Origin of the sequence: Terriglobus sp. (assembly GCF_965201105.1) — a bacterium.
GTDB lineage: Bacteria > Acidobacteriota > Terriglobia > Terriglobales > Acidobacteriaceae > Terriglobus.
In genome coordinates this window covers 3775872-3801900 of the sequence record NZ_OZ241741.1, presented here as the reverse complement: position 1 = coordinate 3801900, position 26029 = coordinate 3775872, and the positions used below count along the sequence as shown (strand labels likewise).

Here is a 26029-nt window from a genome sequence, read left to right as displayed (position 1 = left end):
ATGCGGTTGCACTTAGGACAGAATCAATAAAGTTAATTCCTCTGGCGCTGGAACCTGGTTTCCGGCCAGGGTGTAGCGGCATGCCTAGTTGGTGGGCCGGATCTCCTGCTGAATGCGCTCGGAAAGCGTGTCCACGCTTGTGACGCGCGCCATCTCTTCCAGCTCCCCGTCGTCGTCCACCTGTGGCAGATCGAGCTTCTCAGCAATCTGGCGAAGCAGTTGCAGGGCCTTGGTCACTTCCTTCTCAGAAAGCAGGTTGATCTGCAGGTCGAGTTGGTGCCGCGCGTCCGAGCGCTGCTGCATGCGGTTCTGTTTCATCAGCACAAAGGTACTGAGCAGAACACCCTCGACACTGACGATCATGGCGAGCAGGATGAACGGGTACGGGTCGAACCTGGGCACAAACCGAAGCACACCCGTGTTGATCAGGAACCACAGCGTGAACCAGACCACGTGCAATCCGACAAACCACATGGAGCCGCTGAAGCTGCCGATCGTGTCGGCAAGGCGGTCCACCAGGGTCCGGTTCTCGTCGAAGCCGCGATCCATCTCAACCACCGAGCGGATGCCATCCTCAATGGCGTGTGTTTTGGTTTGCGGGGTCCGGGCATCGGCACGTTGCGTTGCGGGCATGCGCGGTCAGATGCGCGTGCCACACATGGCGTCAAATCTGGCCGGTCGCGTCATCGCTCGCATTCAGGTCGCAAACCCTGTACCGCACCACGCAGGCACCTGCTTCATGCAGGGCAAATGCCGGCGTTTCAGGCTGTCAGCAAATCACCTCAGGAGGCGACGCGAGTCCGATCGCGCGCCATCCTATGCAACCGAGAGGTGAAAACGCGATGCAGGTGACAGTCTTTGGAGCGGCGGGCAAGACGGGCAGGCTGGTGGTCGAGCAGGCCGCGGCGCGCGGGTACAGCGTGACCGCATTTGTGCACTCGGCGAAGGACTTTGCGCCAGTCAGCAACGTCGAGGTGGTCGAGGGAGACGTGAACAACTTCCGCTCCGTGGTGGCTGCCATCGCAGAAGGCTGCGCCGTCATCGACTGCATCGGTGGAAGCACGCCATACAAGCAGACCGGCCTGGAGCAGAAGGCGGCGGAGAACATTCTGCAATCCATGGAACAGAAACAAGCAACGCCGCTGGTCGTGATCAGCGCGGTCGGCGTCGCGGAAAGCAAAGAGCAGGCGACGTTTGCGTACGAACACCTGCTCATGCCCACGTTCCTGCGCGGTGCGATGAAGGACAAAACGGAGATGGAGCAGGAAGTAAAAAGCGGCGCTGTTGCCTTCACCATCGTGCGGCCACCCGCACTGAAAGATGCTGATGCCACGGGCAAATACGCCGCAGTGCCGCAGGGCGAGACGGCGGAAAGCATTACGCGCGCGGACCTGGCGAGCTTCCTACTGGACCAGTTGACCGACGCAAGCCATCGCGGAACGGCAGTAACGGTAGCCAACGTCTGACGTTTGCGTGCGGGGCGAGGTAGTGTCTGATGAATCAAGCATGCCAGGCAGACTGCTTCCGTCTGGCAGGTCTTATGAGACGCATAATCCGCACCGCACGCAACAAAAATCAGCTGCGAAGCTCGACCAGCGTGGCGCCTTGCCCGCCTTCGTTGTAGGGCGGCTCGGTCACGCTGACTACGTGCGGGTGCTTGCGAAGGTAGTCGCGCAGGGTGCGGCGCAGCACGCCCATGCCGGTGCCGTGTACGACGCGGATGCTTGGGCGGCCAGCCAGAAAGGCTTGGTCGACGAAGCGCTCCACCTCGTCGCGTGCCTCTTCCGCGGTGCGGCCGATCACGTTGATCTCGCCGGGCACCATGTCGGGCTCGCGCGCAATCACGTTCACGCCACGTCCACGCGCAGCCTGGATCGGTGTCGCGTTCGGCGCAGCCTTGGTGACCTGGGCAATGTCGTCCTTCGGCACACGCATCTTCATGGGGCCGATGGAAACCTCATACGTCCCAGAGTTCACCTGGCGGTCCACGCGGGCCTCGCGGCCCATGCTGCGCAGCATCACCGTGTCGCCGACCTGCACCTCGCGCACCACATGCGGCTGCGCATGCTTGTCCTGCTTGTCCGCTCCGGTTACGTGCGCGACGACAGTCTGGTTAAAGCTTTCCTGAAACTCCCGCTTCAGCCGCGCGATGCGGCGGTCAGCCTCGCCCTTCAATTTCTGCTGTGTGCCCTTGTCCTCAACGGCCTTAAGCGAGTCGCGCATCTGGAACTCAAAATCCTTCATCAGCGACGCAAGCTTGCCTTCCAGTTCCTTCGCGCGGTTCCGCTGCTCCTGCCGGCCCTCAATCTCCAGGCGGCGCTTCTCGCGCTCGACCTCCTGCTCCCGCAGCCGCAACGATTCGCGTTCCGCGGCAACGGTGGTCAGTTGCTGGTGCAGCTCGTCCAGAAAGCGCGCGATGTCGGCGGACTGCGTCGTGACCGAGCCGCGAGCGGCGCGAACCATCGCAGGATCAAGGCCGAGCCGCTCGGCGATGTTGATGCCGCTCGACGCGCCGGGCACGCCCAGCCGCAACTCATAGGTGGGTGCCAGCGTGCGCTCGTCGAAGCCGACCGCGGCGTTGACCACGCCTGCGTGCTTTGCGGCGTAGATCTTCAGCGACGTGAGGTGGGTCGTGATCAGCGACCATGCGCCCATCTGCAAAAACCGCTCCGAAATGGCCACGGCAAGCGCCGCGCCTTCCTCGGGGTCCGTCGCCGCACCAAGCTCATCCAGCAGAACCAGAGCGCGGTTGTCCGCCTCGCGCGCAATCTGGTTCACGTGGGTGATGTGCGCGGAAAACGTGGACAGGTTGCGCTCGATCGACTGCGCATCGCCGATGTCGGCGTACACGGCGGAGAAGATCGGCAGGCGCGCACTTACGGCGGGCACGGGCAGACCGGCCTGCGCCATCAGCGCGAGCAGGCCCAGCGTCTTCAGCGCGACGGTCTTTCCGCCCGTATTGGGTCCGCTGATGATGAGCTGCCTGGCCGTGCCGGGCAGGGCAATCGTCAGCGGAACGATGCCGCTGGCCGCCTCGTCGCGCTCGCGGCGCGTGCGGGCCGACTCACGGCGTTCGGCCAGCATGCGCATCTCCAGCAGCGGGTGACGCGCCGCCTCAAGCGACAGCGCGGCAAGCTCCTTGCCGTCGTCATCGCGGTGCGGCTTGCCGTCGGTAAAGACCGGCCGAATGCAGCGCAGATCGCGCGCGAACTTCGCAACAGCAAGATGCGTTTCAACCTGCGCCAGCACCTCCGTGCCGCGCGAAATGGAGCCGGCCTGCTCCCCGATCGCCTCCGTCATGGCGACCAGGATGCGATGAATCTCCGCCTGCTCTTCGTCCAAGAGGCGCACCAGTTCATTGTTCTGCTCGATCGTCTCCATCGGCTCGACAAACACGGTCTGGCCCGACGAAGACGAGCCGTGCACCACGCCGGGAACGCGGCGGCGAAACTCCGTTTTTACGGGAATCACAAATCGCTCGCCGCGCACGGTGATCAGCTCATCCTGCGCTCCACCGGCATCGGCCACGGCGCGAAGCTGGCGGCGCAACGACTCTTCAATCGCCTTGTGCTGGCGTTCCGCGGCACGCCGGATGCGCGCAAGCTCGGGCGAGGCCTCGTCGGCGAGCGAGCCGTCGGCCTCGATCTTGCCGCTGACCAGTTGCAGCACGCGGTAAAAATTCACCTGCACCACGGGCGCGGAGAGCGCCGTCACGGCCGGCCACTGGTTCGCCAGGCCCTCGGGCGGTTCGGTGATCAGCTGCTTCCAATCCGCAATGTGCTCGGCAAGTTCGGCGATGCGGCGAATCTCCAGCGGCTCCAGCGAAGCGCCGGGAATTCGCGCCTTGTCCAGCAGCGCGTCCGCATCGAACAGGCTGCCAAACCCGAATTCACCACCCACCGCCAGGTAGCGGCCCATCTCCTGCGTCAGTTGCTGCTGCTGTTCGATGGTGCGCAGGTCGCGGCCGGGCTCCAGCGCGAGCACGCGGGCGCGGCCCAGCGGCGACTGCGTGCGGCCCGCAATCGTTTCGCGCAGCCGCTCCCATTCAAGCGCCAGCGCACTGGTCTCCCGCATCCGTGCGGGTTCGTTGTCTCTGAAACTCATCATCTGATTAGACGGCAATCGACAGGGCTGCGATGCTGGGCGAAGTGCGTCACACTGTGCACCTGGAACCCAGGCGTCGCTATGCTGCGGGGCGAGCAGTCTCGAGTGCGGCGATGCGTTGCGCGAGTGGTGTGATCTGCTTGTAGACCATCAACTCGTTCTCGGCGGTGCTGCGCGCGATTGCTGCAAGGATTGCCTGAAACTGTGCGTCGCTGCGGGCGTTCGAGGCTTCGAAGCGTTCGTCCATACGCCGCTCCGCCAATGCGAACCGATCGTCCATGCGCCGCTCAAGTTGGTCCATGCGGTGGTCCAGTTGGTCCATACGGTGACTCAGACCTTTCAGTTCGGCCTTGAGTTCACGTACTTCCGGAGCAACGATGTCCTGAATGGCGAGCTTGATGGTTTGAAGGGTATTTTCGTTGCTCATTGGCTTCCTGCGCTAAGTGTATTCGATGCGCCGGGAACTCTGAGCTGAGATGACGTCGGCGACACGGAGAAAGCAGATGCTTCGGTGCAAGCACCTGCTGCGCTCAGGATGAGACTGCGCGCGAAGCGGGCGGAGGTATTCCGCTATCCAAGCAGGCGGGCGGCGTCCTTCGCAAAGTAGGTCACAATGAAATCCGCCCCGGCACGCCGAATGCCCAGCAGGCTCTCCAGCATCGCGCGGTCGCGGTCAAGCCAGCCGCGTTCAAAGGCGGCGTGCAGCATGCTGTACTCGCCGGAAACCTGGTACGCGCCCATCGGCAGGTCAAACCGGTCGCGGGCAGCGCGAATAACGTCGAGGTACGGTCCGGCCGGCTTCATCAGCAGCATGTCCGCACCCTCGGCAATGTCGCCTTCGATCTCGCGCATGGCCTCGCGGGCGTTCGCGGCGTCCATCTGGTAACCGCGCCGATCGCCCATCTGCGGCGCGGAATCGGCCGCATCCCGAAACGGACCATAGAACGCCGAAGCGAACTTCGCGGCATAGCTCAGGATCGGCGTGTCGGTGTGCCCGCCCTCATCCAGCGCCTCGCGCATGGCGGCAACGCGGCCATCCATCATGTCGCTGGGCGCCACAATGTCCGCACCCGCCGCGGCGAGCGAAGCGGCGGCGCGGGCCAGCAGCGGTACCGATTGATCATTGTGTACGTGCACCTCGCCGCGCTCATGCACCAGCACGCCGCAGTGGCCGTGGCTGGTGTACTCACACAGGCAAACGTCGGCGATGAGCACCAGCGGGTCGAGCGCGCGGTCCTGCTTCAACGCGCGCAAGGCCTGCTGCACGATACCGTCGTTGGCGTAGGCGCCGGTGCCCAGCTCGTCCTTTGCCTCAGGCAAGCCGAACAGCAGAAGGCCGCCAATGCCGAGTCCGGCGCATTCCGCCGCTTCCTTCAGCGCCTCGTCGATCGACAGGTTGTGTACGCCGGGCATGGAGCCGATCGGCTTGCGCACACCCTCGCCGGGGCAGATGAACAGCGGGTAGATCAGCTGCGACGGGCGCAGGTACGTCTCGCGCACCAGCGAGCGCATCGCTTCGGAGCGGCGGAGGCGGCGCATGCGCGTGGCAGGGTAAACCATAGCCACTAGTCTAGTGGGTCGGCAAAGCGGAAGCCGGTGACGGCAACATCACGGCACCTGCATCCACGCCTGCAGGCCGAAACGAATGCACTCGTCCGGCTTCATGGAAAGCGCACCGGCCTGCAGCAGCGAGATCGTGCCGTGCAACAGAGCCCACAGGCTCACCGCCGCGTGGCTCGCCTCCGCCTCGCCGTGCAGGGCGGCCGCGGCCTCATACACCAGCTGCCAAAGGGCGGTGTGGCCTTCGGTTGTCTCGCCTGTGCTGCAAGGGCCGTGAACCATCGCGGCATACAGGTGCGGCTCGCGTTGCGCAAACCGCAAATAGCCTGCGGCAAGGGTGCTGACCCGGTCCGCGGGGCTGAGCTTCGCCTCCCGGGATCGCCGCGCCAGGTCCCGCTGCAGCGCCGCGTGCATCCGGTACGCGGCCCGGTCAGACAGCGCGTTCTCCAGGTCAGACCGGCTTGGAAAATAGTGGTACAGCGCATTGGTCGCAATGCCCACGTCGGCCGCAAGGGAACGCAGCGAAAGCGCGGGCAGGCCATCTCGGCGAAGGCGCACAAGCGCCGCCTGCAAAATGGCTTCCCGGTCGGTTTTGGCTACGGCGGGCACGCTTCCAGTTTACTTTCTTCGCATCCGTTCCGGGCTGCGCATCATCTGGCTAAGTGTACGATGTACACCATCAAGGCGTATGGTGTACATCATGGAACAGGAGATTCAGGCATGAGCAAAAATACGATCGTGATTACAGGGGCATCTACCGGCATCGGCTATGCCATCGCGGAGCGGTTCGCGAAAGGCGGATGGCAGGTCTTCGGCAGCGTGCGCAAGGCAGCGGATGGGGAGCGGCTGCAGCGGGAGCTCGGGGTCACCCCACTCGAATTCGATGTGACCGACGCAGGCGCGATCGCCTCCGCTGCGGAAAAGGTCTCCGCAGCGCTGAACGGACAGACGCTCTCCGGCCTGATCAACAACGCCGGCCTGTCCGTCGCCGGGCCGCTGCTTTACATGCCCCTGAAGACCTTGCAACTGCAAATGGACGTGAACTTCACCGGCCCTGTGCAGGTGCAACAGGCATTTGCGCCGCTGCTGGGCGCGGACCGCTCGCGGCAGGGCCGGCCGGGACGAATCGCGCAGATCTCCTCCGTCGCCGGCGAGGCGGGCTTTCCGTTCATGGGCGCGTACAGCGCATCGAAACACGCGCTGGAGGGCATGTCCGAATCGCTGCGGCGGGAACTCCTTCTGTTCGGCATCGAAGTCAGCATCATTGCGCCGGGCGCGATCGTCACGCCCATCTGGGGCAAGGGCGAGACCAGCGACTTGGAGCAGTACCGTGACACACCCTATGCTGGCGCCCTGCGCAAGTTCGAAGAAGGCCTGGCCGACATGGGCAAACGGGGTCTGCCCGCCTCGCGCGTCGCCGACGCCACCTGGCACGCCATGACCGCGCGAAAGCCAAAGCTGCGCTACGAAGTGATCCCTCGCAAGTTCCGCGAGTGGACCCTGCCGAACCTGATGCCCACGCGCATGATGGACCGCTATTTCGCGAAGATGTTCGGGTTCCCAAAGAAATAAAGGTGCGGGGTACAGGGCCGTTTGACCCTGCCCCGGACCGCTGCTATCGTCGGCAGTACAAGTTCAGGCGATGGAGTTCGCCGCGACGCTCGGCACCGTTGCCGCCGATGCTGATGACTCCTACATCTTCGTAGGAGTGCGCCTTGCTTCCCCATTCGCTTCAGAAATCCGCAACGGACCAGTTTCGCCTGCTCGTTGAGTTCGTCCGCTGGATCCCGGTCGCGTTGTATGCCGGGGTCATGGCGGGCGTCGCGTCCGCGGTGCTGCTCGCGTCTCTCACGCTTGCAACGGACCTGCGCGAAACACATCGCTGGCTCATCCTGCTGCTCGCGCCCGCGGGCTGGCTGGTCGGCCTCCTGTACAAACACTTCGGCAAATCCGTCGAGGCCGGCAACAACCTCATCCTGGAAGAGGTGCACGACCCGCGCGACGTGATCCCCGTGCGCATGACGCCGCTCATCCTGATCGGCACCTTCGTCACCCATCTGTTCGGCGGCTCCGCGGGCCGCGAAGGCACGGCCATCCAGACCGGCGCTTCGCTGGCCGACCAGCTTGCGCGCCCTTTGCGCATGTCCGCCGCGAACCGCCGCATCCTGCTCATGGCCGGCATCAGCGCAGGCTTCGGCTCCATCTTCGGCACACCGCTGGCCGGCGCCGTCTTCGGCATTGAAGTCCTTGCCATTGGCACGCTCAGCTACGACGCAATCGCCCCGTGCTTCCTCGCCGCGTTCGCCGGCGATCTCACGACGCGCTTCATCGCCAACTATCTGCCCGGCGTGCACCACGCCATCTATCGCGTGGCACAGGTTCCCGCGCTCCGTCCCGCAACCATTCTGTACGCCGCCGTAACCGGCATCGCCTTCGGCCTTGTCGCCCAGGCCTTCGCAAAGGCGACGCATTTCGTTTCGGGTACCGCTCGCCGCCTGATCTCGCGCCCTGAACTGCGGCCTTTTGCAGGCGGTTTGATCGTGACCGCCGCCGCCTTTGCAATTCCGCACTCGTCCCGGTACATCGGCCTGGGTCTGCCAACCATCGCGGCGGCTTTTCAGACGGGGGTCGCGCCCTACGACTTCGTCGGCAAGTTCCTCTTCACCTGCGCCACCCTTGGCACAGGCTTCAAAGGCGGAGAGGTTACGCCTTTGTTCTACATCGGCTCCACCTTCGGCAACGCCCTGTCCGGCATCGTGCCGCTGCCGTCGTCGCTGCTGGCGGGCATGGGTCTGGCCGCCGTGTTTGCCGGCGCAGCCAACACGCCGCTGGCCTCCACCTTCCTTGCCATGGAGCTGTTCGGCGCCGAAGCCGGAGCGTACGCCGGCATCGCCTGCGTCGTCAGCTATCTCTTCTCCGGCCATGCCGGCATCTACAGCGCACAACGCCTGGGCAGGGGCAAGCGCATTGGGGCAGCGGCTGAACAGGGCCCTTCGCTGGCCTTGGAAGCCAAGATGCACCAAGACGCGGACACCGGCCCCGCAGGGCCCGTAGAACGTCGCTCGCTTCCTTAGAAGAGCCGCTTTAGAAAAGCCGCTCGGCGCGCCGCAGATTGCCCGCCGTGCCGATGTTCGCAAGCGTGAAGTTGAAACGGTACGCGTTCTCGTTACGCACGCTGCCCAGCTCATACTTGCGGTATTCCACGCTCAGCCCGCAGCAGTTCCAGTTGTAGTTCACCTGCAACGCGCCGTACTGCGGCTGCGGAATCGTCAGGTCCAGGCCCACGTTGCCGGCCGCGCTAAAGCCGCGTTTCAGCGGCGTGCCGTACCCCAGCAGAACGCGCATCTGGCTGAAGTCACTCAGCAGCGACGTGGTGTTCTGGTTGGTCGCCACGTCGAATCGCTGAAAGCGCCCGGGCGCGTTCAGCCGCGCGTAGCTCACGCCACCGAACCAGTCCCCGTCGTGAACGTCCAGGAAGGTGTTGCTTTGCGTGAACTTTTCGAGCACCGTGTCGTAGTTCATGTCCCACTCAAGATCCAGGTGGCTCGTGGCACTCAGCCGCATTTCACTCACAATGGGCGAAAGGGCTCGCGGCTGCCCGGTCAGAAACGCGACGCCGCTCAGGTCCAGCGTGGTTTCCAGCACGTTGCGCAGGGGCGGTGGCTGCGGGTTCGGGTTGGTTGGGCTCGGCGCGGGCGTCGTTCCGGCGACCAGCACGTTCTTGCCAAATGTCTCATTCAGGTAGCGCCGCTGCACGATGCGCCAGCGCAGGCTTTCGCGCGTGCCGCCGCATGTGGGCGTCGCATCCTCGGGACTGACGGCGCGATGACCCGCGTTCGGCAGACCGGGAATGCTGCCGCCACTCGCCCGTGCTGGAACTGGCGTCGCGTCGGCGATTTCAGCAGGCCCATCACTCTCTACCGCCGGCGTGTCCGGCACCCCTGGCGAAGATGCCGTACTGGACGAGGTCGCCGGCCCCAGCGCCGGAATCGCGCGCGGCCCGAGCCGACCGCCGCCGAACCCGTCATCCGCATTCGGCAACTCGCCCACCTCGCACGGCCGCACCTTCGCCGGGCGCAGAAACAGCCGCTGCGTCACACCGTACTCCACCTCGTTGGTGTTGCTGACCACGTCGCGCGCGTCGAACCGCAGCGTGCGGTTGAAGTCGTCCACGCCGGTCACATAGCGGTACCGCACCTCGGGTTCAATCGTGTGGCGCAGGTCGCGGCCCAGCAGCTTGTGAAACGGGCCGCCCCGGAAGGTGCGCTCCAGCACAGGCGTGCGAAACTCGGCTTCGCCCTCAAACACGGTGCGGCTCAACGCGCCTGGGCGCTCCTGCGGCGTAGATCCCGGCAGCGGCGAGGGCGCACGCGACTGCGAATACCATGTCTCGCGCAGAGCCGCGGTGCCGCGCAGGGCAAAGCCGTCGAAGTGCAGCGGCAGCGAAACCACGGGCCGCACCTCAAATCGCTCCACCACGCCGGTGTTGAACTGGTTGGAGGCGGTGGGATTGCCCTGCGTGCGCTTGATCGCGCTGCTCTGCACCGTCCCGCTCCATAGCAGCGGCGTGTCGCCAAGGCGATGCTCCATCGCCTCCAGGTCCAGCTGAGGCAGGTGCAGAATGCGCACCTGCTCTCCGGTGATCGTTCGCTTCAGGCCCTGGTAGCGGTCGGCTTCCAGGCTGCCCACAAAGCCGTTGTTGTGCCAGGTGGCGAACGCGTCGCTCACAATGTCGGTCGCCACCGCCTGGTTGAACGTATCGGTAAAGGCTTGCCGGTAGGCGTAGCTGCTCAGGTACTCGGCATTCACGGCGGCGCGCAGGTGCGGACTGAAATCCTTGCGTCCACTCACCGCCACATCCTCGCCGCCCTGGTTCACATTGCCGACCGTCGACACCACCGTGCCGTTTGGACCAGGTTGCAGAATCGTGCCCTGAAACCCGCGATCCAGCAGGTTGCTGTAGTGCGCGTTCAGAAAGGCCGAATCACGGCCGCGGTAGCGAAACGTGGCGGACTGCTGCCATCCGCGGCGGCTAAAATATTCCGCGCCCACCGTCAGGTCGGTCGAGCGCGACAGCGCGAAATAAATCTGCTCGCCCAGCACCAGCCCCTTGGTCGAGCTTTGGCCGACAACCGGAATCAGCACGCCGCTCTGCCGCTGGTCCGAACCCTCCTTCGGCACCGGGTGCGAAACATACGGCAGGTACAAAACGGGCGCGCCAAGCAGCCGAAACACGGTGCCGCGCGCGGCGGCCTTGCCGTTGTGCACGGAAAAATGCGCACTGGTCAGCCGCCAGTCCGGCCGCGGCAGCTGGCAACTGGTCACGCTCCCGTCAAAAATCTCGTAATCGCCGGGGCCGTTCTTCACCAGCATGCGCCCCTCAAACAGAAACGGGTTGCCCACTGTGTAAATGCGGTTGCTGGCGCCCTGTCGCAGCCCCACCGACCCCGCTACGTCATAGAACGTACCGGCTTCCGTGCGCAAGTTAAACGTGCCGTGACCTGCCTGCACAACTTCATCGGCCTTACCGCCCGTCAGCTTCAAGTGACCGGCCACATCCAGCTGGCCCGTGTTCCGGTCGTACTCCACGTGGTCCGCGTTAATGGTGTAGCCGCCGTACAGGATCGCGACGTGGCCATCCAGCACGACGCGGCCGCGGGCATAGCTTTCCCGATCGGCGCGGACGTCGGCACGGCTGGTGCGCCCACTCGGCAACTCCTCCAGCATCGGATACCGCGAGGCCGCGGGGTCCTCCGGCAGCGATTCTGGTGCGGTGCTGTCGCCCGCTGGCGCACCCTGGGAATAAGGTGCCTTCCTCGCTACCTCCTGGGCATACAACCGCGCATGGAAAGCAGTTGCCTGCGTGGTACACAAGCAACAGACGGCAGCCAGCGATAAGCAGAGGCGGCGCGGGACGCTCCCAGGAGTGATCTCAAATCTGCTACTCGCTCGCACAGCCGTTCCCTTGATTATCACGGAAAGCGAGTTCCACCGTTGAGCACTGCCGTTCCCATGCCGCTCGATCCACTGCCCCACCATCATGCCGCCTCGTCCGAGGCGCAGGCCCGCGAGGCCCAGGCGCTGCGCCGCGCCGTTACGGAACGGTTGGAGCAGCATCGCCAGCGCCGCAGTCACGGCGGCACGCGGCACGCCTCCGCTGCCGCGCACGCAGCGGCACAGCACGCTTTGCCGGGAATCGATTCGGGTACGGATGCCGATTGGACGTCCGGGAAGCCAAGCCGCATCGCCGATAACGTGGCTGCGCGGTTTGCCAAGTCGCAGTCCTACCGGGATTTCCTGCAACACGAGGCTGAAACCGCAACCCGGCAGGCCGAGGCCGCCGCTGAAATCGCCCGCCGCAACGCCGACGCCGTAGCTGCGGCACAGCAGCAGCTCATCGAGGAAATGCTCGCCTGGGACGAGCGTCAGTTCGCCCCAGCCACCCAGCCGCCACTTGCCGAGCCTGCACAGTTCGCCCCGCCGGCGCTGCCGGAATCCGGTGTTCTGCTGCCGATGCCCATGGCGGCCGAGCCAACCCATCAGAACCCAGTCCTGGCACCGTCCGAAGCCCTGCGCGACACCGCCACAATCTCCGCAACCGCATCCGCATCCGCATCCCAGGGGGACGCCACCGCCAGAACCGCAGCCGCGCTCCATCTTGAGGCCCCGGCGACTACCCCACCCACGCCTCTCCACGAAATCCCAACCGCAGCGGCGCTCCCAACTTCCGCAGCAGCGGCGCTCCCAGCTCCAACCGTCGCGGAAGTCTCGATCGCTCCCGCCAGGTTCGCGCTCCCAGTCGACGAATCCCCGGAGCCGCCCACGCCCATCCCGGCGAACCTGATCGAGTTCCCGCGCCAGCTCGTCGCGGCCCGCAAGGCACGTCCCCGGCTGGCCGAGGGCCCGCTGCGCGAAGACGCCGACCTGGCCCCCGAGCGCGCGCAGCTTCGCATCTTTGAGGTCGAAGCCAGTTCCTTCAGCACGGCACCAGCCGCCGAGCCCGCCAGCACCCTGCCCGAGTGGTCGTCCATTCACCTGGACAGCTGGACCGCCCCGCACGAAACGGCACAGCCCGACGCCCAGGTTTCGCTCGCTCTGCCCGTCTACGCCGCGCCCCTGGAGCGCCGCATCATGGCCGCCACCGTCGACGCCTGCTGCGTCGGGACCGCGTTCCTGCTGGCCGTAGCCGCCGCTGCGTGCGCCGGCGACGCTCTGCCGACCGGACTCTTTGCCCTGGGCGCGTCCGCCGTCACACTTCTGCTCTTCGGCATCGGCTACCTCCTGCTCAGCTTTACGCTGACCGGGCAGACCATGGGCATGCGCTACGCACGCATTGCGCTATGCACCTTTGGCGACGACAACCCCACCCGTTCAGCCATGCGGCGCCGCCTCTTCGCCATGGCGCTCAGCGCCGTCTCGCTCGGCCTCGGCTTCGCCTGGGCACTGCTCGACGACGACAAACTGGGCTGGCACGACCGCATCTCCCGCATGTACCAACGCGCCTACTAAGCGTTTCCGCGTATCGACCCACGCTCGTGGGTGTCTGACGCACGGACGCGAATCCGCTTGGATCCGGGTTCCGCCTTCGACAGTGTCATTTGTTCAAAGTAGGACTGTAATCACAGGCCCTGTTCCGCCTTTGCCTTGTCATTTCGACCGAAGCAGGCGCGCTCTTTGCGCCTGCTTCGTGGAGAAACCTGCATCTCTGCCTGGCCGTCCCCCAACTACCGCCGCGACAGCTCGTCGACACGCCCTTCCAGCTTCTTCTACATGCCGTAGAACTCGCGAAGGTCCTCGTCGATGCGGTTCAAATGGTCATGCACCTCGACAAATTGCCGATTGACCTCGTCAAATCGACGGTTAACCCCATCGAACTGCCGGTTCATGTCATCCTTCAGCGACGTCGCATCCCTGCGGTTCATCAGAATGCCGACGAACACGCTCAAGAAGACCGAGAACATGATGAGCGTAGTGGGACCATAGTTCAGCATCGCAACGCCACCTCACTTCCAAAACTAACAGGAAGATCGTATCCCGCGACGGCGATGCGCATGCCAAACCTCCCGCCAGCTACACTTGCCCGCATGCCTGCAAACCCCGCCGCACCGGACCGCTACCGCTGGACCATCGGCATGCTGCTCGGCCTGGGCGTGCTGGTCAACTACTACGATCGCGTCAACCTTACGGTCTCGCACAACGCCCTCATCGCCGCCTTCGGCATCCGCGAGTCCACCTTCGGCTTCCTGCTCTCGGCCTACTCCTGGACCTACGCAGCCTGCCAGTTGCCCATGGGCGTGGTGCTGGACAAAGTGGGTGTGCGCCGCGTCATGATCTGGGGCATCGCGGTGTGGGGTGTCGCGTCGCTCGCGGCGGGTCTCGCGCCTGGCGTTCTGCTTTTCTTCCTGGCGCGGCTCCTGCTCGGCATCGGTGAAGCGCCCACCTTCCCAGCCAACGCCAAGGCCGTCGGCCTGTGGTTTCCGCAAGCCGAACGTTCCCTGGCCACCTCCATCTTTGACAGCGCCTCCAAGCTCGCCAACGCCACAGGCGTGCCCCTGCTCGGCCTCTTGCTCCTGCGCATCGGATGGCGGCTTTCCTTCGGGGTCACGGCGCTGCTCTCCTTCGGATTTCTTGCGCTGTTCGCCCTGCTCTACCGCGAGCCGAAGCGCCACAGCTTGCGAGACATGCAGCAGCAATTCGCTGCCGAGCACACCGACGCCAAAACCTACGCTGATGGCCGCATCATCAGCCCGGAAGAAAGGCGAGCAATCAACGGCCTCATCGCAGAAAGCATGCCTCCGGCCGAGGCAAACGCCGTACCGCCCATCCCGCTGCGCACGCTTCTGCGCCAGCGCAAGGTCATTGGCCTCACCCTTGGCTACGCCGGCTACAACTACGTCTTCTACCTGCTCATGACGTGGATGCCGAAGTACCTGTCGAGCCAGCTTCACATCACAGACGCAAAATCCTTCATATTCACCGGCATGCCCTGGCTGGTCGCCGTCGCGGCGGAGTTCCTCATTGGCGGCCTTCTCGTCGACTGGCTCATCAAGAGCGGCCGCGACGCCGGGCGCGTTCGCCAGGTCGTGCTCGTCTGCGGCACCCTGTGCGGCCTCGGCCTCTTCGGCGCAGCCTTCGCCACCACCGTCCCGCAGGCGCTGCTTGCCATCTCCATCGCCATCGGCGGCTTGTCCGCGGCAGCACCGGTCGGCTGGGCAGGGCCGTCCATCCTCGTCCCCGACTCCAGCACCGGCCGCGTCGGCGGCATCCTTAACTTTTCCAACCAGATCTGCGCCATCCTCGCGCCCATCATCACCGGCTTCGTCTACGAACGCACACACAGCTTCGCCTGGGCCTTCGGCATCGCCACGGCAATCCTGTGCGTCGGCATCCTCGCCTACATCTTTCTGCTGGGCCGCGTGGAATCAATCGACGTGCAAGCCGCCCTGCGCGACACACCGATCGCGTCTCTGCCGTAACTCGTCGCTCTCGTACTTCGTCTCTCTCGTACTTCGTCGCTCCCGTACTTCGTCCCTCTCGTTCACCACCAACGGCCTGAACGAAACACGAACAACGGGAGCAACGTGCAACGGGAGCAACGAACAACGAACTTGCGCTACGGACCCCGCAGCCTACCCCTTCTTCTGCAGCAGCGCCCGCGTCGCTCCCACGCTGATACCGCCATCGATCAACAAGTTCTGCCCCGTCATGTACCGCGACGCCTCGCTCGCCAGGAACACAATCGCACCATCCAGGTCATTCGGCGCTCCCGGCCGCTTCACCGGGATGCGCTCCACCAGGTACTCAACCCATCCCGCGTCCTCGTACATCGCGCGGTTCTGCTCCGTCTTGAACCACCCCGGCGCCAGCGCATTCACCGTAATGCCGTGCGGCCCCCAGTCATCGGCCAGGCTCATCGTCATCTGGCGCACGCCGCCGCGGCTCGCACCATACGGCGCCAACCCCGCATACCCAAACACGCTCGTCACACTGCTGATGTTGATGATCCGCCCATACCCTCGCGCGATCATGCCGCGCGCCACACTTTGCGATACAAAGAACGTACCCCGCAGGTTCGTCTCCAGCACCGTGTTCCAGTCGTCCCAGGTCACGTCCAGCGCCGGCTTGCGAATGTTCAGGCCGGCGTTGTTCACCAGGATGTCGACTTTCCCGAACGCCGCCTCCGCCGCCGTCCCAAACGCCGCAATGCTCTCCCGGTCCCGCACATCCAGCGCGACCGCCTTCGCCTCGACACCCATGCCCGCCAACTCAGCCACAAACGGCTCGCAGTCTTCCACCTTGCGCGAGGTCACGACCAGCCTCGCCCCGGCCCGCCCCAGCGCTCGCGCAAAGTACTGCCCCAGCCCGCGCGAAGCTCCGGTCACCACCGCCACATTTCCAGTCAGGTCAAAGAAGTTCTCAGCCATGACTCTCATTCTCGCGCGTTTCGAGCGTGCAGCATTTCGCTGGCGAAGTCATCTTGGCAGCGCTACATACCAAACAGCCGCTCTGCGTTCCCGTGTGCCATCTTTTCCTTGTCCTCCTGGCTGACCGCGAGCGATTCCAGAAAGCGCCGGGCACCCGAAAGCGTCAGATACGGGTTAATCCACGGAATACAGAATCCGGTCCGCTCCCACGACCTTGTGAATGAATTCGAACTGGGGGAGATACATCATGCCGCTTGGCGTCACATACACGTGCTGCTTGAATGTGTCCGTGATCGAACGGGATAGTCCCGTTACCTTTGCGGAATGGAATCGTCAAGCCGGGCCAGGTAAAAAGGAACCATCTCTCCCCAATGTCCACTAATTACTTGCAGATTCGGAAACTGATCAAATTTCTTTGACAGCAACAACCGCAGCAGATGCACACCGGCTTCGTTATGCCAGCCCCATCCGAACAGTGACAATCTCGCGGTCACCTCCGTACCCAGGCCTCCGTAGTAGGGTTGCTGTACCTGCGGCAGCGGGTATCCCGGGTGCAGATAAATCGGGACACGCAGTTCATTCAGTTTCGCCAGAACCGGGTCGTAGCGAGCATCATCCAGAAACGTATCGCCAGGACGCCCGAGCAGCAGCGTGCCCACAAAACCCAGTTCCTTCACCGCACGTTCGAGTTCCTCGGCCGCAGCCTCTGGTTGTCCCCATGGCAAGCACGCGAATCCGCCGAAGCGCGACGGGTTGGCCCGCACGGCTTCAGCCAGCCTGTCATTGGCCTGTCGCGTAAGTTGGACCTGCACGTCGGCCGGCGCGTTCTGCGATGGATTGCTGTAGGAAAGGATCTGCATATCGATCCCGTGCTCATCCATCAGTGCAAGACGCCCGCCGTCCAGATCCGGCAGCAGCTTGGTCGAAGTCTGAAAGTTGATCGTTTGCGGTAACTTGTCATCTCCATCGTCGACGTTCCCGTTGAAGTAGGAACCCACTTCGGTGAAGTACTTTGCCTCCGCCATCAGCTTCGGCTGCCCCGCCTTCAACAGATCCTGGTCCGATGTATGCTCCTCGACACAAATGATCTTCATTCTGTTCTCCCTTGCTGCTCTTCCTGCTGGCATAACGTATCTCTCAAGCTTGGTTGGCGATGACCGGCCTTATCACCGGCCGCATGCGCGATGCTTGGAACCTGTCTGCTTTGTTAGGTCGAATCGCAAGATACGCCTTCCTGTCGCAAGCCACCCATACTTCCGTTCTGTTGAAATCCTGCGAGTATTCTGATGCGAGTTGTCGCGAACGAGGAGCGCTACCGTCCCGGCAGCGTAAATCCTGGTATCAGACCAAGGAATCAGCAATCAAGCTGCCACCAGAAAGGATGCGGCAAGTTACATTGAACCAGACAGTCTGGTAAGACCAAAAATCTCATTTAGGACACAGCCCTCTACAAAAGGCCAAGACGGATGCACGTCAACACCGATTACTGAAAGCGCCTAATTATCTAATTGCATGCTTTACGCCCACACACTCGCCGGACAAGACGAAGCTTCTTGGGAGCTGCTGTCCACCCACCTTGAGGCAGTCTCAAATCAAGCTGCTGCTCTGGCCAGAGCTTTCGACGCAACTGAATGGGGTCGCGTGCTGGGCATGTCACACGATCTTGGCAAGGCTTCCAGAAATTTTCAGGAGTACCTGCACAAGAGCCACGCCGCCAGAGAACGCGAAGCGGAGGATGCAGGGGAAGCTGCGCCTAAATCCGTGGGGCGCGTGGACCACAGCACCTTTGGCGCGCGGTACCTTGCCGGTCTGGACCGGCAAGCTGGGGTGCTGCTTGCCTTCTGCGTCGCCGGTCACCATGCGGGTCTTCCGGATTGGAGTTCGGCGGAGGATGCGGATTGCTCTACGTTGCAGCAGCGTCTCAAGGCTGCACACTCGATCCCGCATGTTCCCGATCCGCAATTGCACCTGCGCATTCCCAGGCTGCCGGCCTTTGCTGACGATCCGCGCCTTCGAACCGGGCAACGTCTCGACTTCGCGCTCGCCTTCTTCACACGCATGGCCTTCTCCACCCTGGTCGACGCAGACCGTACGTGTACGGAACAGTTTGCCGACCCCATACAGGCAAAGCAGCGCGCCGCAGCGAGGCCGGGCATCGTCCAGCTGCATGCTGCAATCCGCAGCCATGTGGAGCAGAAGCAAACCTCGGCGAAAATGACCGCGGTAAACCAGCAACGCACCCGTGTGCAGCAGCAGTGCATCGCAGCCGCCACAAACGAGCCAGGGTTCTTCTCTTTGCAGGTCCCCACGGGAGGAGGCAAGACGCTGGCCTCGCTCCTGTTCGCCTTGGAGCATGCCACCGTGTGGAAGAAGCGTCGCGTGATCGTGGCCATCCCGTTCACCAGCATCATCGAGCAAACGGCCGACGTGTATCGCGAGGCGCTGGGCAACATCGCGCACGGCGGACTGATTGAGCACCACACAAACGTGGAGCCGGAACGAGAGACGCGCGCGAACAAACTAGGAGCGGAAAACTGGGACGCGCCGTTGGTGGTCACCACGAACGTGCAGCTCTTTGAGAGTATGTTCGCGGCCCGCACATCGCCCTGCCGCAAGCTTCACAATCTCGCGAACAGCGTCATTGTTTTGGATGAAGCGCAGACGCTTCCGGTGGAACTGCTGGATCCCACACTGGCAGCGTTGCGCGAACTGGTGGAGCATTACAAATGCTCGGTGGTCTTGTGTACCGCGACACAACCCGCGTTGGAGCGCCGTGACGACTTCTCAATCGGAATCGAGAACGTGCGGCCCATTGTTGCGGATACCGCGACGCTCTTCCAGGCGCTGCGGCGGGTCGACGTGCGCCATGCAGGTGCGTTGACGGATGCGGAGCTCGCGGATCGGCTTGCCGCTGAAACCCGCGCGTTGTGCATCGTGAACACACGCCCCCATGCGCTGGCGCTGTTCCAGGCCATTGCGCAACAAGTACCGCTGGACGAGTGCTTTCACCTGAGCACACTAATGTGCGGGGCACACCGGCGGCAGGTGCTGCAGACCGTTCGCGAGCGGGTGCGCGACGCCAGCCGCTGTTGCCGGGTGGTGAGCACTCAACTGGTCGAAGCCGGCGTCGATCTCGACTTTCCCGTGGTGTACCGGGCTGCGGCGGGAATGGACTCCATCGCCCAGGCGGCTGGCCGCTGCAACCGCGAAGGCCTGCTGCCCTCGGGCATCACACACGTCTTCGACACGCCGGAACGGCGGCTTACCGGCTTTCTCGAACAGGCACGTCAGGCGGGCAGCGAGGTATTCGCACAACCGGAATTTCGCGACGACCCCCTCTCCCCCGCGGCGGTGCAGGAGTACTTCTACCAGCTTTACTGGAAGCACCGCAGCCAGTGGGATGCGAAGAAGGTGATGGAGTGCTTCCGGCTCGACCGCGTGGGCGGGCAACTCGTCTTCCAATTCCGCCAGGCTGAAGCCCGCTATCGCATCATTCAGGACCAGCAAGTGCAAATCCTGGTTCCCTTCACCCCCGAAGCTCAGAAATTCATAGACGAACTGAGTTCCGGGCATGTAGCCTATCAACCACAACGCAAACTGCAACCATATCTGGTTTCCGTTCCCAAACGTGCGCACGATCGCCTAGTTGCCGATCACGCCGTGGTGGCGCACCCCTCGGGGTTGAGCCTCTTGATACGGGCGGACTTGTACGACGGTACAACCGGTCTACGGCTTGATGGCTACGGATTGGAGACGCTGATTGGATAGCAGAACTGCTGGAGGGAACGTCGTTGGCTTTCGGGGTACGTCTGGAGTGCTGGGGTGAGTGGGCGTGCTTCACCCGCCCGGAGATGAAAGTAGAGCGGGTGAGTTACGACGCAATGACTCCTTCCGCGGCACGCGGTGTGCTGGAAGCCGTGTACTGGAAGCCGGAGATTCGCTGGGTCGTGGATCGCATCACGGTGCTGCGACCGATCCGTTTCACCTCTCTTCGCCGGAATGAGCTCGCAGAGAAGATTCCGGAAGGCACGGCGCGCAAGGTGATGAAGGCCGGCACAGGCGTATTGCAACAGGTCATTACCGACGACCGGCAGCAACGGGCCGCGCTGCTCTTGCGAGATGTGCGATACCTGATCGAAGCGCACTTCGACATCCTGAGCGGGCCGGAAAACGCCGCCAAGCACCTGGACCAGTTCCAGCGGCGGGCACGTCGCGGGGAATGCTTTACGCGACCCTATTTCGGTTGCCGTGAGTTTGCGGCTCACTTTCGTCTGCTGGAGCACGACGATCACCTGCCGTTACCGCACAACACATTATTGGGTGAGCGTGACCTGGGATGGATGCTGCACGACCTGGAATTCTCCGATCCAAAGAACCGGCAGGCACGTTTCTTCCGCGCCACCATGCGAGACGGCGTGATCGAGATTCCTGTACTGGGTGAGGCGTTCGCATGATCTTGCAACGTCTCGCGGAGCATTACGACCGCATTGTGGCGGAGGGCAAGGCGGAGCTGGCGCTGCCCGGTAAATCCGTCCAGAGAATCAGCTTTGCGGTCGTGCTGCATCCCGATGGGACGCTGCACAGCTTTGCGGACGAGCGGATTGAAGAAGGCAAGCAGCAGCGGGCGCGCTCGATCGTTGTGCCGGGACAGAGCAAGCCTTCAGGATCGGGAATAAACCCGTGCTTTCTCTGGGACAACGCGGAATACCTGCTGGGCTGGTGTGCCGATCCCGTGCGTGCGGAACGCGCAACGCGAGCGTTTGAAGCGTCGCGCGAGCGGCACCTCTCCCTTGAGGCACAGGTGAACGATCCGTCGTTCAGCGCGGTATGTACATTCCTGCGTACCTGGACGCCAGAGCAGGCAGAACCACACGCGGCCAGATTGTCAGAGATCGCAACGAACTTCGGTGTCTTCAGGATTGTGGGTGAGCGCAAGTACGTCCACGAAACGGTCGAGATTACTGCGGCGAACCGCGTGTCCGATGCGCAAGAAATTGCTGGTCACTGTCTGGTCACTGGCAGATTCGAACCCGTCGCACGGCTGCATGAGCCAAAGATCAAGGGCGTAAGCGGTGCGCAAAGTTCGGGCGCCCTGCTTGTCTCATTCAACGCGTCTGCATTCGAATCCTACGGCAGAAGCCAGAGCTACAACGCACCCGTCAGCCAGGGCGTTACCTTCCGCTACACCAACGCGCTGAACTCGCTGCTGAGTGATCGGGAGAAGCGCATCAGCCTGGGTGACACCACCGTGGTCTATTGGGCGGACCATCCCACGCCGCTTGAGGGAGCCTTGGGTGGCATCTTCAGCAGCCCTCCCGAAGACCCGCCGGAGGAGGACTTCATTCGCGTGCAGCAGGCGAAACGATTGCTGATGCAGTTACGCGACGGCATACGCAACACGGTACTCGACGAACCGGAGCGGCCGACGAAGTTTTTCATCCTCGGACTCTCGCCCAATGCGTCGCGCCTGTCGGTGCGTCTGTGGATCGAGCAGGACGCGAGCGAATTGCGCCAAAACCTGGCCGAGCATGTGCAGGATCTCGCGCTCGGTGGCGGGCGGGATGGCCGCATGCTCGCGGTCTGGCAGATTGTGCAGGCAACCGGCCGTGCCGAGCGTGACAAGGCCACAGGCCGCGTCAAGTCGTATGACACCAAAGCCACCTCCCCGCAACTCGCCGGCGAACTGGCACGCTCTATCCTCACCGGGGCACCCTACCCGCAAGCGCTGCTGGCGACGGTGATTCGTCGCATCCGGTCCGATGGTGACGTGGCATGGGCACGCGTCAGCGCAATCAAGTCCGTGCTGGTTCGCAACGCACGCAAACAGAAAGAAGCGCCGGACATGCACGCTGCACCGGTGTGGACGAAAACTTCGGAGATTGTGATGGAACTCAACGAACAGAACAGCAGCCTCGCTTACCGCTGCGGGCGCATCTTCGCGGTGCTGGAGCGCGCGCAGGAGCAGAGCGTTACGCAGGACAATCCCAACGCAAGGCTCAATGCCACCATCAAGGACCGATTCTTCGGCGCGGCGGCGGCGGCACCGCTGCTCGTCTTGCCGCGGCTGCTGGTGTTGAACAACCACCACACCCGCAAGCTGCGGGAGGGAAGCAAGCGATACTTGACCGGCCTGCTCGGCGCCATCATGGAATCCAAGCCGTTCGCCTTTCCGCGCCAGCTGACTTTGGAACAGCAGGGCGAGTTCATCGTTGGCTACTTTCAGCAGCGCCAGGATTTTTACAAGGCCAAAGAACAACCAGACAAAGAATTTGTGCCCGAGGAGGCCGAGACCGCAGCATGACCCAGCCCGTTCAAAACCGTTATGACTTTGTTTTCTTTTTCGACGTGACCGACGGAAACCCCAACGGCGATCCGGATGCCGGGAACCTGCCGCGCATCGACCCGGAGACCAACCAGGGATTGGTCACCGACGTATGTCTGAAGCGCAAAATCCGCAACTATGTTGCCGATACTACGACAGCCGCAGATGCTGATTCCGACGTAGAATCAGCAGCGCCTCAGTTCAACATTTATGTGCGCGAACGGGGCGTGCTGAATGCAGAACATCGGAAGGCTTACAGTGCGCTGCGCCTCGATCCCGAACCCAAAAAGCTGCCGAAGAATGAAGCCGATGCTCGTCGGCTTACCAAATGGATGTGCCTTAATTTCTTCGACATTCGAGCGTTTGGTGCGGTGATGACGACCGAGGTCAATGCTGGCCAAGTGCGGGGGCCGATCCAATTCACCTTTGCACGCAGTCTTGATCCAATCGTGTCCGCAGAGTTCGCGATTACGCGGTGCGCTGTGACCAAAGAAAAAGAAGAGAAAGAGCGGGAAATCGGCCGCAAGTTCACCGTACCCTACGGCCTGTATCGCGGTTACGGATTCATCAACGCTTCGCTCGCCGGACAAACCGGTTTCTCCGAAGACGACCTCGCCCTCTTCAAACAGGCGCTGAACAGCATGTTCGAACTGGATCGCTCCGCCGCGCGCGGTCTCATGTCGCCCGTGCGTTGCATCGCCTTCCGGCATGAGAAGTCCACCGGAAATGCTCGCGCTGACGTCCTCTTCGACAAGGTCACAGCAAGGCTCAAGCCAGAGCTGCACGCAGAGAATCGTCCGCCGCGATCACGCCACGATTACACCATTCAGGTGACTGGTGAGCTGCCCGAGGGCATCACTGTCGAGGAGTGGGTCTAACGCCGGGCCAACAAACATCACGGGAGTGCAAGCATGCAAGATTCCGCACAGCGGCAGGCACAAACCAAAGGCGAGGACGTGCTGCCGATCAGCGGTCTGCAGCACCTTGCATTCTGTCCGCGGCAATGGGCGCTGATCCACTTGGAGCAGGCATGGGCTGAGAATCGGTTGACCGCCGAAGGAAAGCTGCTGCATGAAAAAGCAGACCTGCCGGGCCAATCGCGGCGAAGCGAACTTCGCACCGTGCGCGGGCTCATGCTCGAAAGCCGCGAGCACAGGCTGTGCGGTCGCGCAGATGTGGTGGAGTTCCGGCCCGAGCCGTTTCCCGTCGAGTACAAGCGCGGGAAACGCAAGCCGAACGATTGTGACCTGGTGCAGTTGTGTGCGCAGGCGCTCTGCCTGGAAGAGATGCTGGGAGTGCCCGTTCCCGCGGGCGCCATCTTCTATGGCGATCCCCGCCGGCGCATGGATGTCGTGTTTGCCACGGGTCTGCGCCAGAGGACCGCAAGCCTTGCGGCCGAGATGCACCGGTTGTATGAGGCACGCATAACGCCCGCCGCCCAACCCGCGGCGCACTGCCGCAACTGCTCCCTGGTTCACGTGTGCCTGCCTGCGGCAACGGAACACGTGAACATAGCAAATAGCTGGCATCTGGACGCCAACCGCATCCTGCGTGAGGAAGGCTGACGATGCGCAAGCTGCTCAACACGCTGCATGTGATGACGCAAGGTGCATACCTGCACCGCGACGGTGAAACCGTCTCCGTCAAAGTCGGTCAAGAGCAAAAGCTTCGCGTGCCCGTACACACCCTGGAAGGACTGGTCTGCTGGGGAAATGTGATGTGCTCGCCCTTCGTGCTGTCCCTGTGCTGCGAACATGGTGTGGGCGTTTCCTTGCTTACCGAGCAGGGCCGCTTCCTGGCACGCGTGCAGGGCGCCGTCTCTGGCAACGTTTTGCTGCGCCGGCAGCAGTTTCGCCTTTGCGACGCAGGCGATGCGGCTTTGCCCACGGTGCGCGCGATCGTCACAGCCAAGGTTGCGAACAGCCGTACTGTCGTGTTGCGCGCCGCTCGAGAAACAAACGATGCAGACCGCGCCTCGCTGCTCCGCGCCGCTGCGGCACGCCTGCAGTGGACCGGCCTGGATGCTGCAAAGGCCCAAACCATTGATGCGGCGCGCGGTTACGAGGGACTCGCAGGCCAGGAATACTTCTCCGTCTTCAATGAAATGCTCGGGGGTGATCGCGCGAGCTTTCATTTCAACGGTCGGTCGCGGCGGCCGCCGCTGGACCGCACCAACGCCCTGTTGAGCTTCGTTTATGCCCTGCTGCGTCACGACATAGAATCCGCGCTGGAAACGGTTGGCCTCGACCCAGCAGTTGGATTTCTGCACACAGACCGGCCCGGCCGGCCCAGCCTGGCGCTCGATATGATGGAAGAACTCCGCGCGCCACTGGCCGATCGCCTGGTGCTTACCCTCATCAATCGCCGGCAGGTGCAGCCGTCCGGCTTTGCCGTGCAGGACGGCAACGCCACGCTGCTGGAAGAATCCACCCGCAAGCAGGTCATTACCGCCTGGCAGCAACGCAAGCAGGAGGAAATGGAACATCCATTTCTGCGCGAGCGCATCCCGCTCGGCCTTGTGCCTTACACCCAGGCGCTTCTCCTCGCACGTTACATCCGAGGTGGCCTGGATGGGTATCCGGCGTTCCTTTGGAGATAACTCACAATGTTAGTGCTGGTCAGCTACGATGTAAGCACTCGCGACGGGGCAGGGCGGAAACGTTTGCGCCGTGTGGCAAAGCTCTGCCAAGACCGCGGGCAAAGAGTGCAGCACTCCGTTTTTGAATGTTTGGTCGACGCCGCCCAGTGGGTCTCGTTTCGCGCTTCGCTACTTGGCGAGATAGCTCCAGCAGAGGACAGTCTTCGCTTCTACTTTTTAGGAAATGAATGGAAGCGTCGGGTTGAGCATGTCGGCGCAAAGCCGGCCTACGATCCCCAGGGTCCGCTCATCCTCTAAAGCATGTTCTAACCAGATGTAGCTCCTGGATCTCTTCCCAGTATCCTTAGACTGCCCCTGCCCCTGAGCCTGGCAAGTGGAGAGGACCTGCCTTCTCTCGGAGCAGCGCGATGCCACAAGAAACAGCATAAGAGCATCTTCCACTCAGCTGTAATTCCTTCTTCATTTAGGATTGTCCTCCTGAGCGCAGCGAAGGCCCTGCCTTTCATCGGAGCAGCGCGATGCCACAAGAAACAGCTTTCGGCTGGCCCGCTCGAGTGAGCGCATCTCCTGGGACAAGAGTTTGCGCGGACCCAAAGCAGGCACGCTTTCCCTGGCCGTTTCGCGCAGCTTGCAAAACCTTGTACACGTTTCACTTGCGAAAAAGCAGAAGAGATCCACGAGTACTTTCACCTACCCTCCCCAGGGTTCGCGTGCAAGCTCTCCTAAGTGCAAAAGAGACAACCCTTTACAATAGGTGCCGTCGCTGCCCTCACGGGCAGCGTGGATTGAAACTTAGGTATAGGCCGTATCCCTTGCGCAGTACTATTGTCGCTGCCCTCACGGGCAGCGTGGATTGAAACAGGTTCTGGCCTGAATGATGCCAATAACCTGTTGTGTCGCTGCCCTCACGGGCAGCGTGGATTGAAACTTTTCATCTAGGCCTTCCAAATCGGCACCTCCTCGTCGCTGCCCTCACGGGCAGCGTGGATTGAAACTGGTATTGGCTGGGCTTGACGCCGG

General features: G+C 63.0%; 21 protein-coding genes, 1 CRISPR repeat array and 1 riboswitch (1 of these 23 running past the window's edge). Of the genes, 12 read left to right on the top strand and 9 right to left on the bottom strand.

The features are described from left to right. Nucleotides 1-84: 84 nt before the first annotated feature. The gene (locus tag ACOFKT_RS16665; RefSeq protein WP_419805110.1) at nt 85-633 is read right to left on the bottom strand and encodes a DUF1003 domain-containing protein; all 549 of its coding nucleotides are present in this window, start codon (nt 631-633) and stop codon (nt 85-87) included. Nucleotides 634-842: 209 nt separating this feature from the next. On the opposite strand from ACOFKT_RS16665, the gene ACOFKT_RS16660 reads away from it, so the two are divergent. After that, on the top strand, nt 843-1466 hold the full coding sequence (locus ACOFKT_RS16660; RefSeq protein ID WP_419805109.1) for an NAD(P)-dependent oxidoreductase: 624 nt from the start codon (nt 843-845) through the stop codon (nt 1464-1466). Nucleotides 1467-1575: 109 nt separating this feature from the next. On the opposite strand, the gene ACOFKT_RS16655 is transcribed toward ACOFKT_RS16660, so the two are convergent. The 4 genes from ACOFKT_RS16655 to ACOFKT_RS16640 all read right to left on the bottom strand — a co-directional run bounded on the left by ACOFKT_RS16655 (nt 1576) and on the right by ACOFKT_RS16640 (nt 6273). Further along, nucleotides 1576-4074 carry an endonuclease MutS2 gene (locus tag ACOFKT_RS16655; RefSeq protein WP_419805108.1) on the bottom strand — a complete coding sequence of 833 codons (2499 nt, stop codon included), beginning with the start codon at nt 4072-4074 and terminating at the stop codon, nt 1576-1578. Nucleotides 4075-4183: 109 nt separating this feature from the next. Next, on the bottom strand, nt 4184-4531 hold the full coding sequence (locus ACOFKT_RS16650; protein ID WP_419805107.1) for a hypothetical protein: 348 nt from the start codon (nt 4529-4531) through the stop codon (nt 4184-4186). A gap of 143 nt (nt 4532-4674) precedes the next feature. After that, complete coding sequence (hemB, locus tag ACOFKT_RS16645) at nt 4675-5664, bottom strand: porphobilinogen synthase (protein WP_419805106.1); 990 nt, start codon at nt 5662-5664, stop codon at nt 4675-4677. Nucleotides 5665-5712: 48 nt separating this feature from the next. Next, nucleotides 5713-6273 carry a TetR/AcrR family transcriptional regulator gene (locus ACOFKT_RS16640; protein WP_419805105.1) on the bottom strand — a complete coding sequence of 187 codons (561 nt, stop codon included), beginning with the start codon at nt 6271-6273 and terminating at the stop codon, nt 5713-5715. A 111-nt stretch (nt 6274-6384) separates the two neighbouring features. On the opposite strand from ACOFKT_RS16640, the gene ACOFKT_RS16635 reads away from it, so the two are divergent. Both ACOFKT_RS16635 and ACOFKT_RS16630 read left to right on the top strand, forming a co-directional pair. Next, entirely contained in the window at nt 6385-7236 is an 852-nt protein-coding gene (locus ACOFKT_RS16635) for an SDR family oxidoreductase (protein WP_419805104.1), read from the top strand. Nucleotides 7237-7293: 57 nt separating this feature from the next. Further along, a riboswitch (Fluoride riboswitch) is annotated at nt 7294-7366 on the top strand. 13 nt (nt 7367-7379) lie between these two features. Further along, nucleotides 7380-8738 carry a voltage-gated chloride channel family protein gene (locus ACOFKT_RS16630; RefSeq protein WP_419805103.1) on the top strand — a complete coding sequence of 453 codons (1359 nt, stop codon included), beginning with the start codon at nt 7380-7382 and terminating at the stop codon, nt 8736-8738. 10 nt (nt 8739-8748) lie between these two features. Here the strand turns inward: ACOFKT_RS16630 and ACOFKT_RS16625 are convergent, their stop codons facing one another. Beyond that, the gene (locus ACOFKT_RS16625; RefSeq protein ID WP_419805102.1) at nt 8749-11502 is read right to left on the bottom strand and encodes an LPS-assembly protein LptD; all 2754 of its coding nucleotides are present in this window, start codon (nt 11500-11502) and stop codon (nt 8749-8751) included. A gap of 156 nt (nt 11503-11658) precedes the next feature. Between ACOFKT_RS16625 and ACOFKT_RS16620 the strand changes: the two genes are divergently transcribed. Next, nucleotides 11659-13173 (top strand): RDD family protein, encoded by a 1515-nt coding sequence (locus tag ACOFKT_RS16620; RefSeq protein ID WP_419805101.1) that lies wholly within the window; start codon nt 11659-11661, stop codon nt 13171-13173. A gap of 257 nt (nt 13174-13430) precedes the next feature. Here the strand turns inward: ACOFKT_RS16620 and ACOFKT_RS16615 are convergent, their stop codons facing one another. Beyond that, on the bottom strand, nt 13431-13655 hold the full coding sequence (locus tag ACOFKT_RS16615) for a hypothetical protein (protein WP_419805100.1): 225 nt from the start codon (nt 13653-13655) through the stop codon (nt 13431-13433). A 93-nt stretch (nt 13656-13748) separates the two neighbouring features. Here ACOFKT_RS16615 and ACOFKT_RS16610 point away from each other — a divergent pair, with 93 nt between their 5' ends. Beyond that, nucleotides 13749-15140: an MFS transporter gene (locus ACOFKT_RS16610; RefSeq protein ID WP_419805099.1), complete on the top strand. Its 1392-nt coding sequence runs from the start codon at nt 13749-13751 to the stop codon at nt 15138-15140. 153 nt (nt 15141-15293) lie between these two features. On the opposite strand, the gene ACOFKT_RS16605 is transcribed toward ACOFKT_RS16610, so the two are convergent. Next, nucleotides 15294-16088, bottom strand: coding sequence for an SDR family NAD(P)-dependent oxidoreductase (locus tag ACOFKT_RS16605; protein ID WP_419805098.1), 795 nt, complete (start codon nt 16086-16088; stop codon nt 15294-15296). Nucleotides 16089-16399: 311 nt separating this feature from the next. Beyond that, complete coding sequence (locus ACOFKT_RS16600; protein WP_419805097.1) at nt 16400-17182, bottom strand: amidohydrolase family protein; 783 nt, start codon at nt 17180-17182, stop codon at nt 16400-16402. Between the two features lie 418 nt (nt 17183-17600). Here ACOFKT_RS16600 and cas3 point away from each other — a divergent pair, with 418 nt between their 5' ends. The 7 genes from cas3 to cas2 are packed head-to-tail and all read left to right on the top strand — an operon-like array spanning nt 17601 to nt 25306. Next, nucleotides 17601-19856: a CRISPR-associated helicase Cas3' gene (cas3, locus tag ACOFKT_RS16595; protein ID WP_419805096.1), complete on the top strand. Its 2256-nt coding sequence runs from the start codon at nt 17601-17603 to the stop codon at nt 19854-19856. Nucleotides 19857-19879: 23 nt separating this feature from the next. Further along, nucleotides 19880-20542: a type I-C CRISPR-associated protein Cas5c gene (cas5c, locus tag ACOFKT_RS16590; protein WP_419805095.1), complete on the top strand. Its 663-nt coding sequence runs from the start codon at nt 19880-19882 to the stop codon at nt 20540-20542. Beyond that, nucleotides 20539-22389 carry a type I-C CRISPR-associated protein Cas8c/Csd1 gene (gene cas8c, locus ACOFKT_RS16585; protein WP_419805094.1) on the top strand — a complete coding sequence of 617 codons (1851 nt, stop codon included), beginning with the start codon at nt 20539-20541 and terminating at the stop codon, nt 22387-22389. The genes cas5c and cas8c overlap by 4 nt, the downstream gene beginning before the upstream one ends. Further along, nucleotides 22386-23288 carry a type I-C CRISPR-associated protein Cas7/Csd2 gene (gene cas7c, locus ACOFKT_RS16580; RefSeq protein ID WP_419805093.1) on the top strand — a complete coding sequence of 301 codons (903 nt, stop codon included), beginning with the start codon at nt 22386-22388 and terminating at the stop codon, nt 23286-23288. The genes cas8c and cas7c overlap by 4 nt, the downstream gene beginning before the upstream one ends. A 33-nt stretch (nt 23289-23321) precedes the next feature. Beyond that, nucleotides 23322-23975: a CRISPR-associated protein Cas4 gene (gene cas4 / locus ACOFKT_RS16575; protein WP_419805092.1), complete on the top strand. Its 654-nt coding sequence runs from the start codon at nt 23322-23324 to the stop codon at nt 23973-23975. A 2-nt stretch (nt 23976-23977) separates the two neighbouring features. After that, the gene (gene cas1c / locus ACOFKT_RS16570) at nt 23978-25009 is read left to right on the top strand and encodes a type I-C CRISPR-associated endonuclease Cas1c (protein WP_419805091.1); all 1032 of its coding nucleotides are present in this window, start codon (nt 23978-23980) and stop codon (nt 25007-25009) included. A 6-nt stretch (nt 25010-25015) separates the two neighbouring features. Further along, nucleotides 25016-25306, top strand: a complete 291-nt coding sequence (gene cas2, locus ACOFKT_RS16565) for a CRISPR-associated endonuclease Cas2 (RefSeq protein ID WP_419805090.1) — start codon at nt 25016-25018, stop codon at nt 25304-25306. A 462-nt stretch (nt 25307-25768) separates the two neighbouring features. After that, nucleotides 25769-26029: a CRISPR direct-repeat array (repeat unit 33 nt; unit sequence GTCGCTGCCCTCACGGGCAGCGTGGATTGAAAC); it runs 5619 nt beyond the window's last position.

Bases quoted from the DNA above. Each gene is read 5' to 3' on its own strand.
- cas3 (WP_419805096.1), top strand. From the start codon at position 17,601: ATGCTTTACGCCCACACACTCGCCGGACAAGACGAAGCTTCTTGGGAG.
- hemB (WP_419805106.1), bottom strand. From the start codon at position 5,664: ATGGTTTACCCTGCCACGCGCATGCGCCGCCTCCGCCGCTCCGAAGCG.
- cas4 (WP_419805092.1), top strand. From the start codon at position 23,322: ATGCAAGATTCCGCACAGCGGCAGGCACAAACCAAAGGCGAGGACGTG.
- ACOFKT_RS16660 (WP_419805109.1), top strand. From the start codon at position 843: ATGCAGGTGACAGTCTTTGGAGCGGCGGGCAAGACGGGCAGGCTGGTG.
- ACOFKT_RS16655 (WP_419805108.1), bottom strand. From the start codon at position 4,074: ATGCGGGAGACCAGTGCGCTGGCGCTTGAATGGGAGCGGCTGCGCGAA.
- ACOFKT_RS16605 (WP_419805098.1), bottom strand. From the start codon at position 16,088: ATGGCTGAGAACTTCTTTGACCTGACTGGAAATGTGGCGGTGGTGACC.
- ACOFKT_RS16635 (WP_419805104.1), top strand. From the start codon at position 6,385: ATGAGCAAAAATACGATCGTGATTACAGGGGCATCTACCGGCATCGGC.
- ACOFKT_RS16610 (WP_419805099.1), top strand. From the start codon at position 13,749: ATGCCTGCAAACCCCGCCGCACCGGACCGCTACCGCTGGACCATCGGC.
- ACOFKT_RS16665 (WP_419805110.1), bottom strand. From the start codon at position 633: ATGCCCGCAACGCAACGTGCCGATGCCCGGACCCCGCAAACCAAAACA.
- cas8c (WP_419805094.1), top strand. From the start codon at position 20,539: ATGATCTTGCAACGTCTCGCGGAGCATTACGACCGCATTGTGGCGGAG.
- cas1c (WP_419805091.1), top strand. From the start codon at position 23,978: ATGCGCAAGCTGCTCAACACGCTGCATGTGATGACGCAAGGTGCATAC.
- cas7c (WP_419805093.1), top strand. From the start codon at position 22,386: ATGACCCAGCCCGTTCAAAACCGTTATGACTTTGTTTTCTTTTTCGAC.
- cas2 (WP_419805090.1), top strand. From the start codon at position 25,016: ATGTTAGTGCTGGTCAGCTACGATGTAAGCACTCGCGACGGGGCAGGG.
- ACOFKT_RS16600 (WP_419805097.1), bottom strand. From the start codon at position 17,182: ATGAAGATCATTTGTGTCGAGGAGCATACATCGGACCAGGATCTGTTG.
- ACOFKT_RS16650 (WP_419805107.1), bottom strand. From the start codon at position 4,531: ATGAGCAACGAAAATACCCTTCAAACCATCAAGCTCGCCATTCAGGAC.
- ACOFKT_RS16615 (WP_419805100.1), bottom strand. From the start codon at position 13,655: ATGCTGAACTATGGTCCCACTACGCTCATCATGTTCTCGGTCTTCTTG.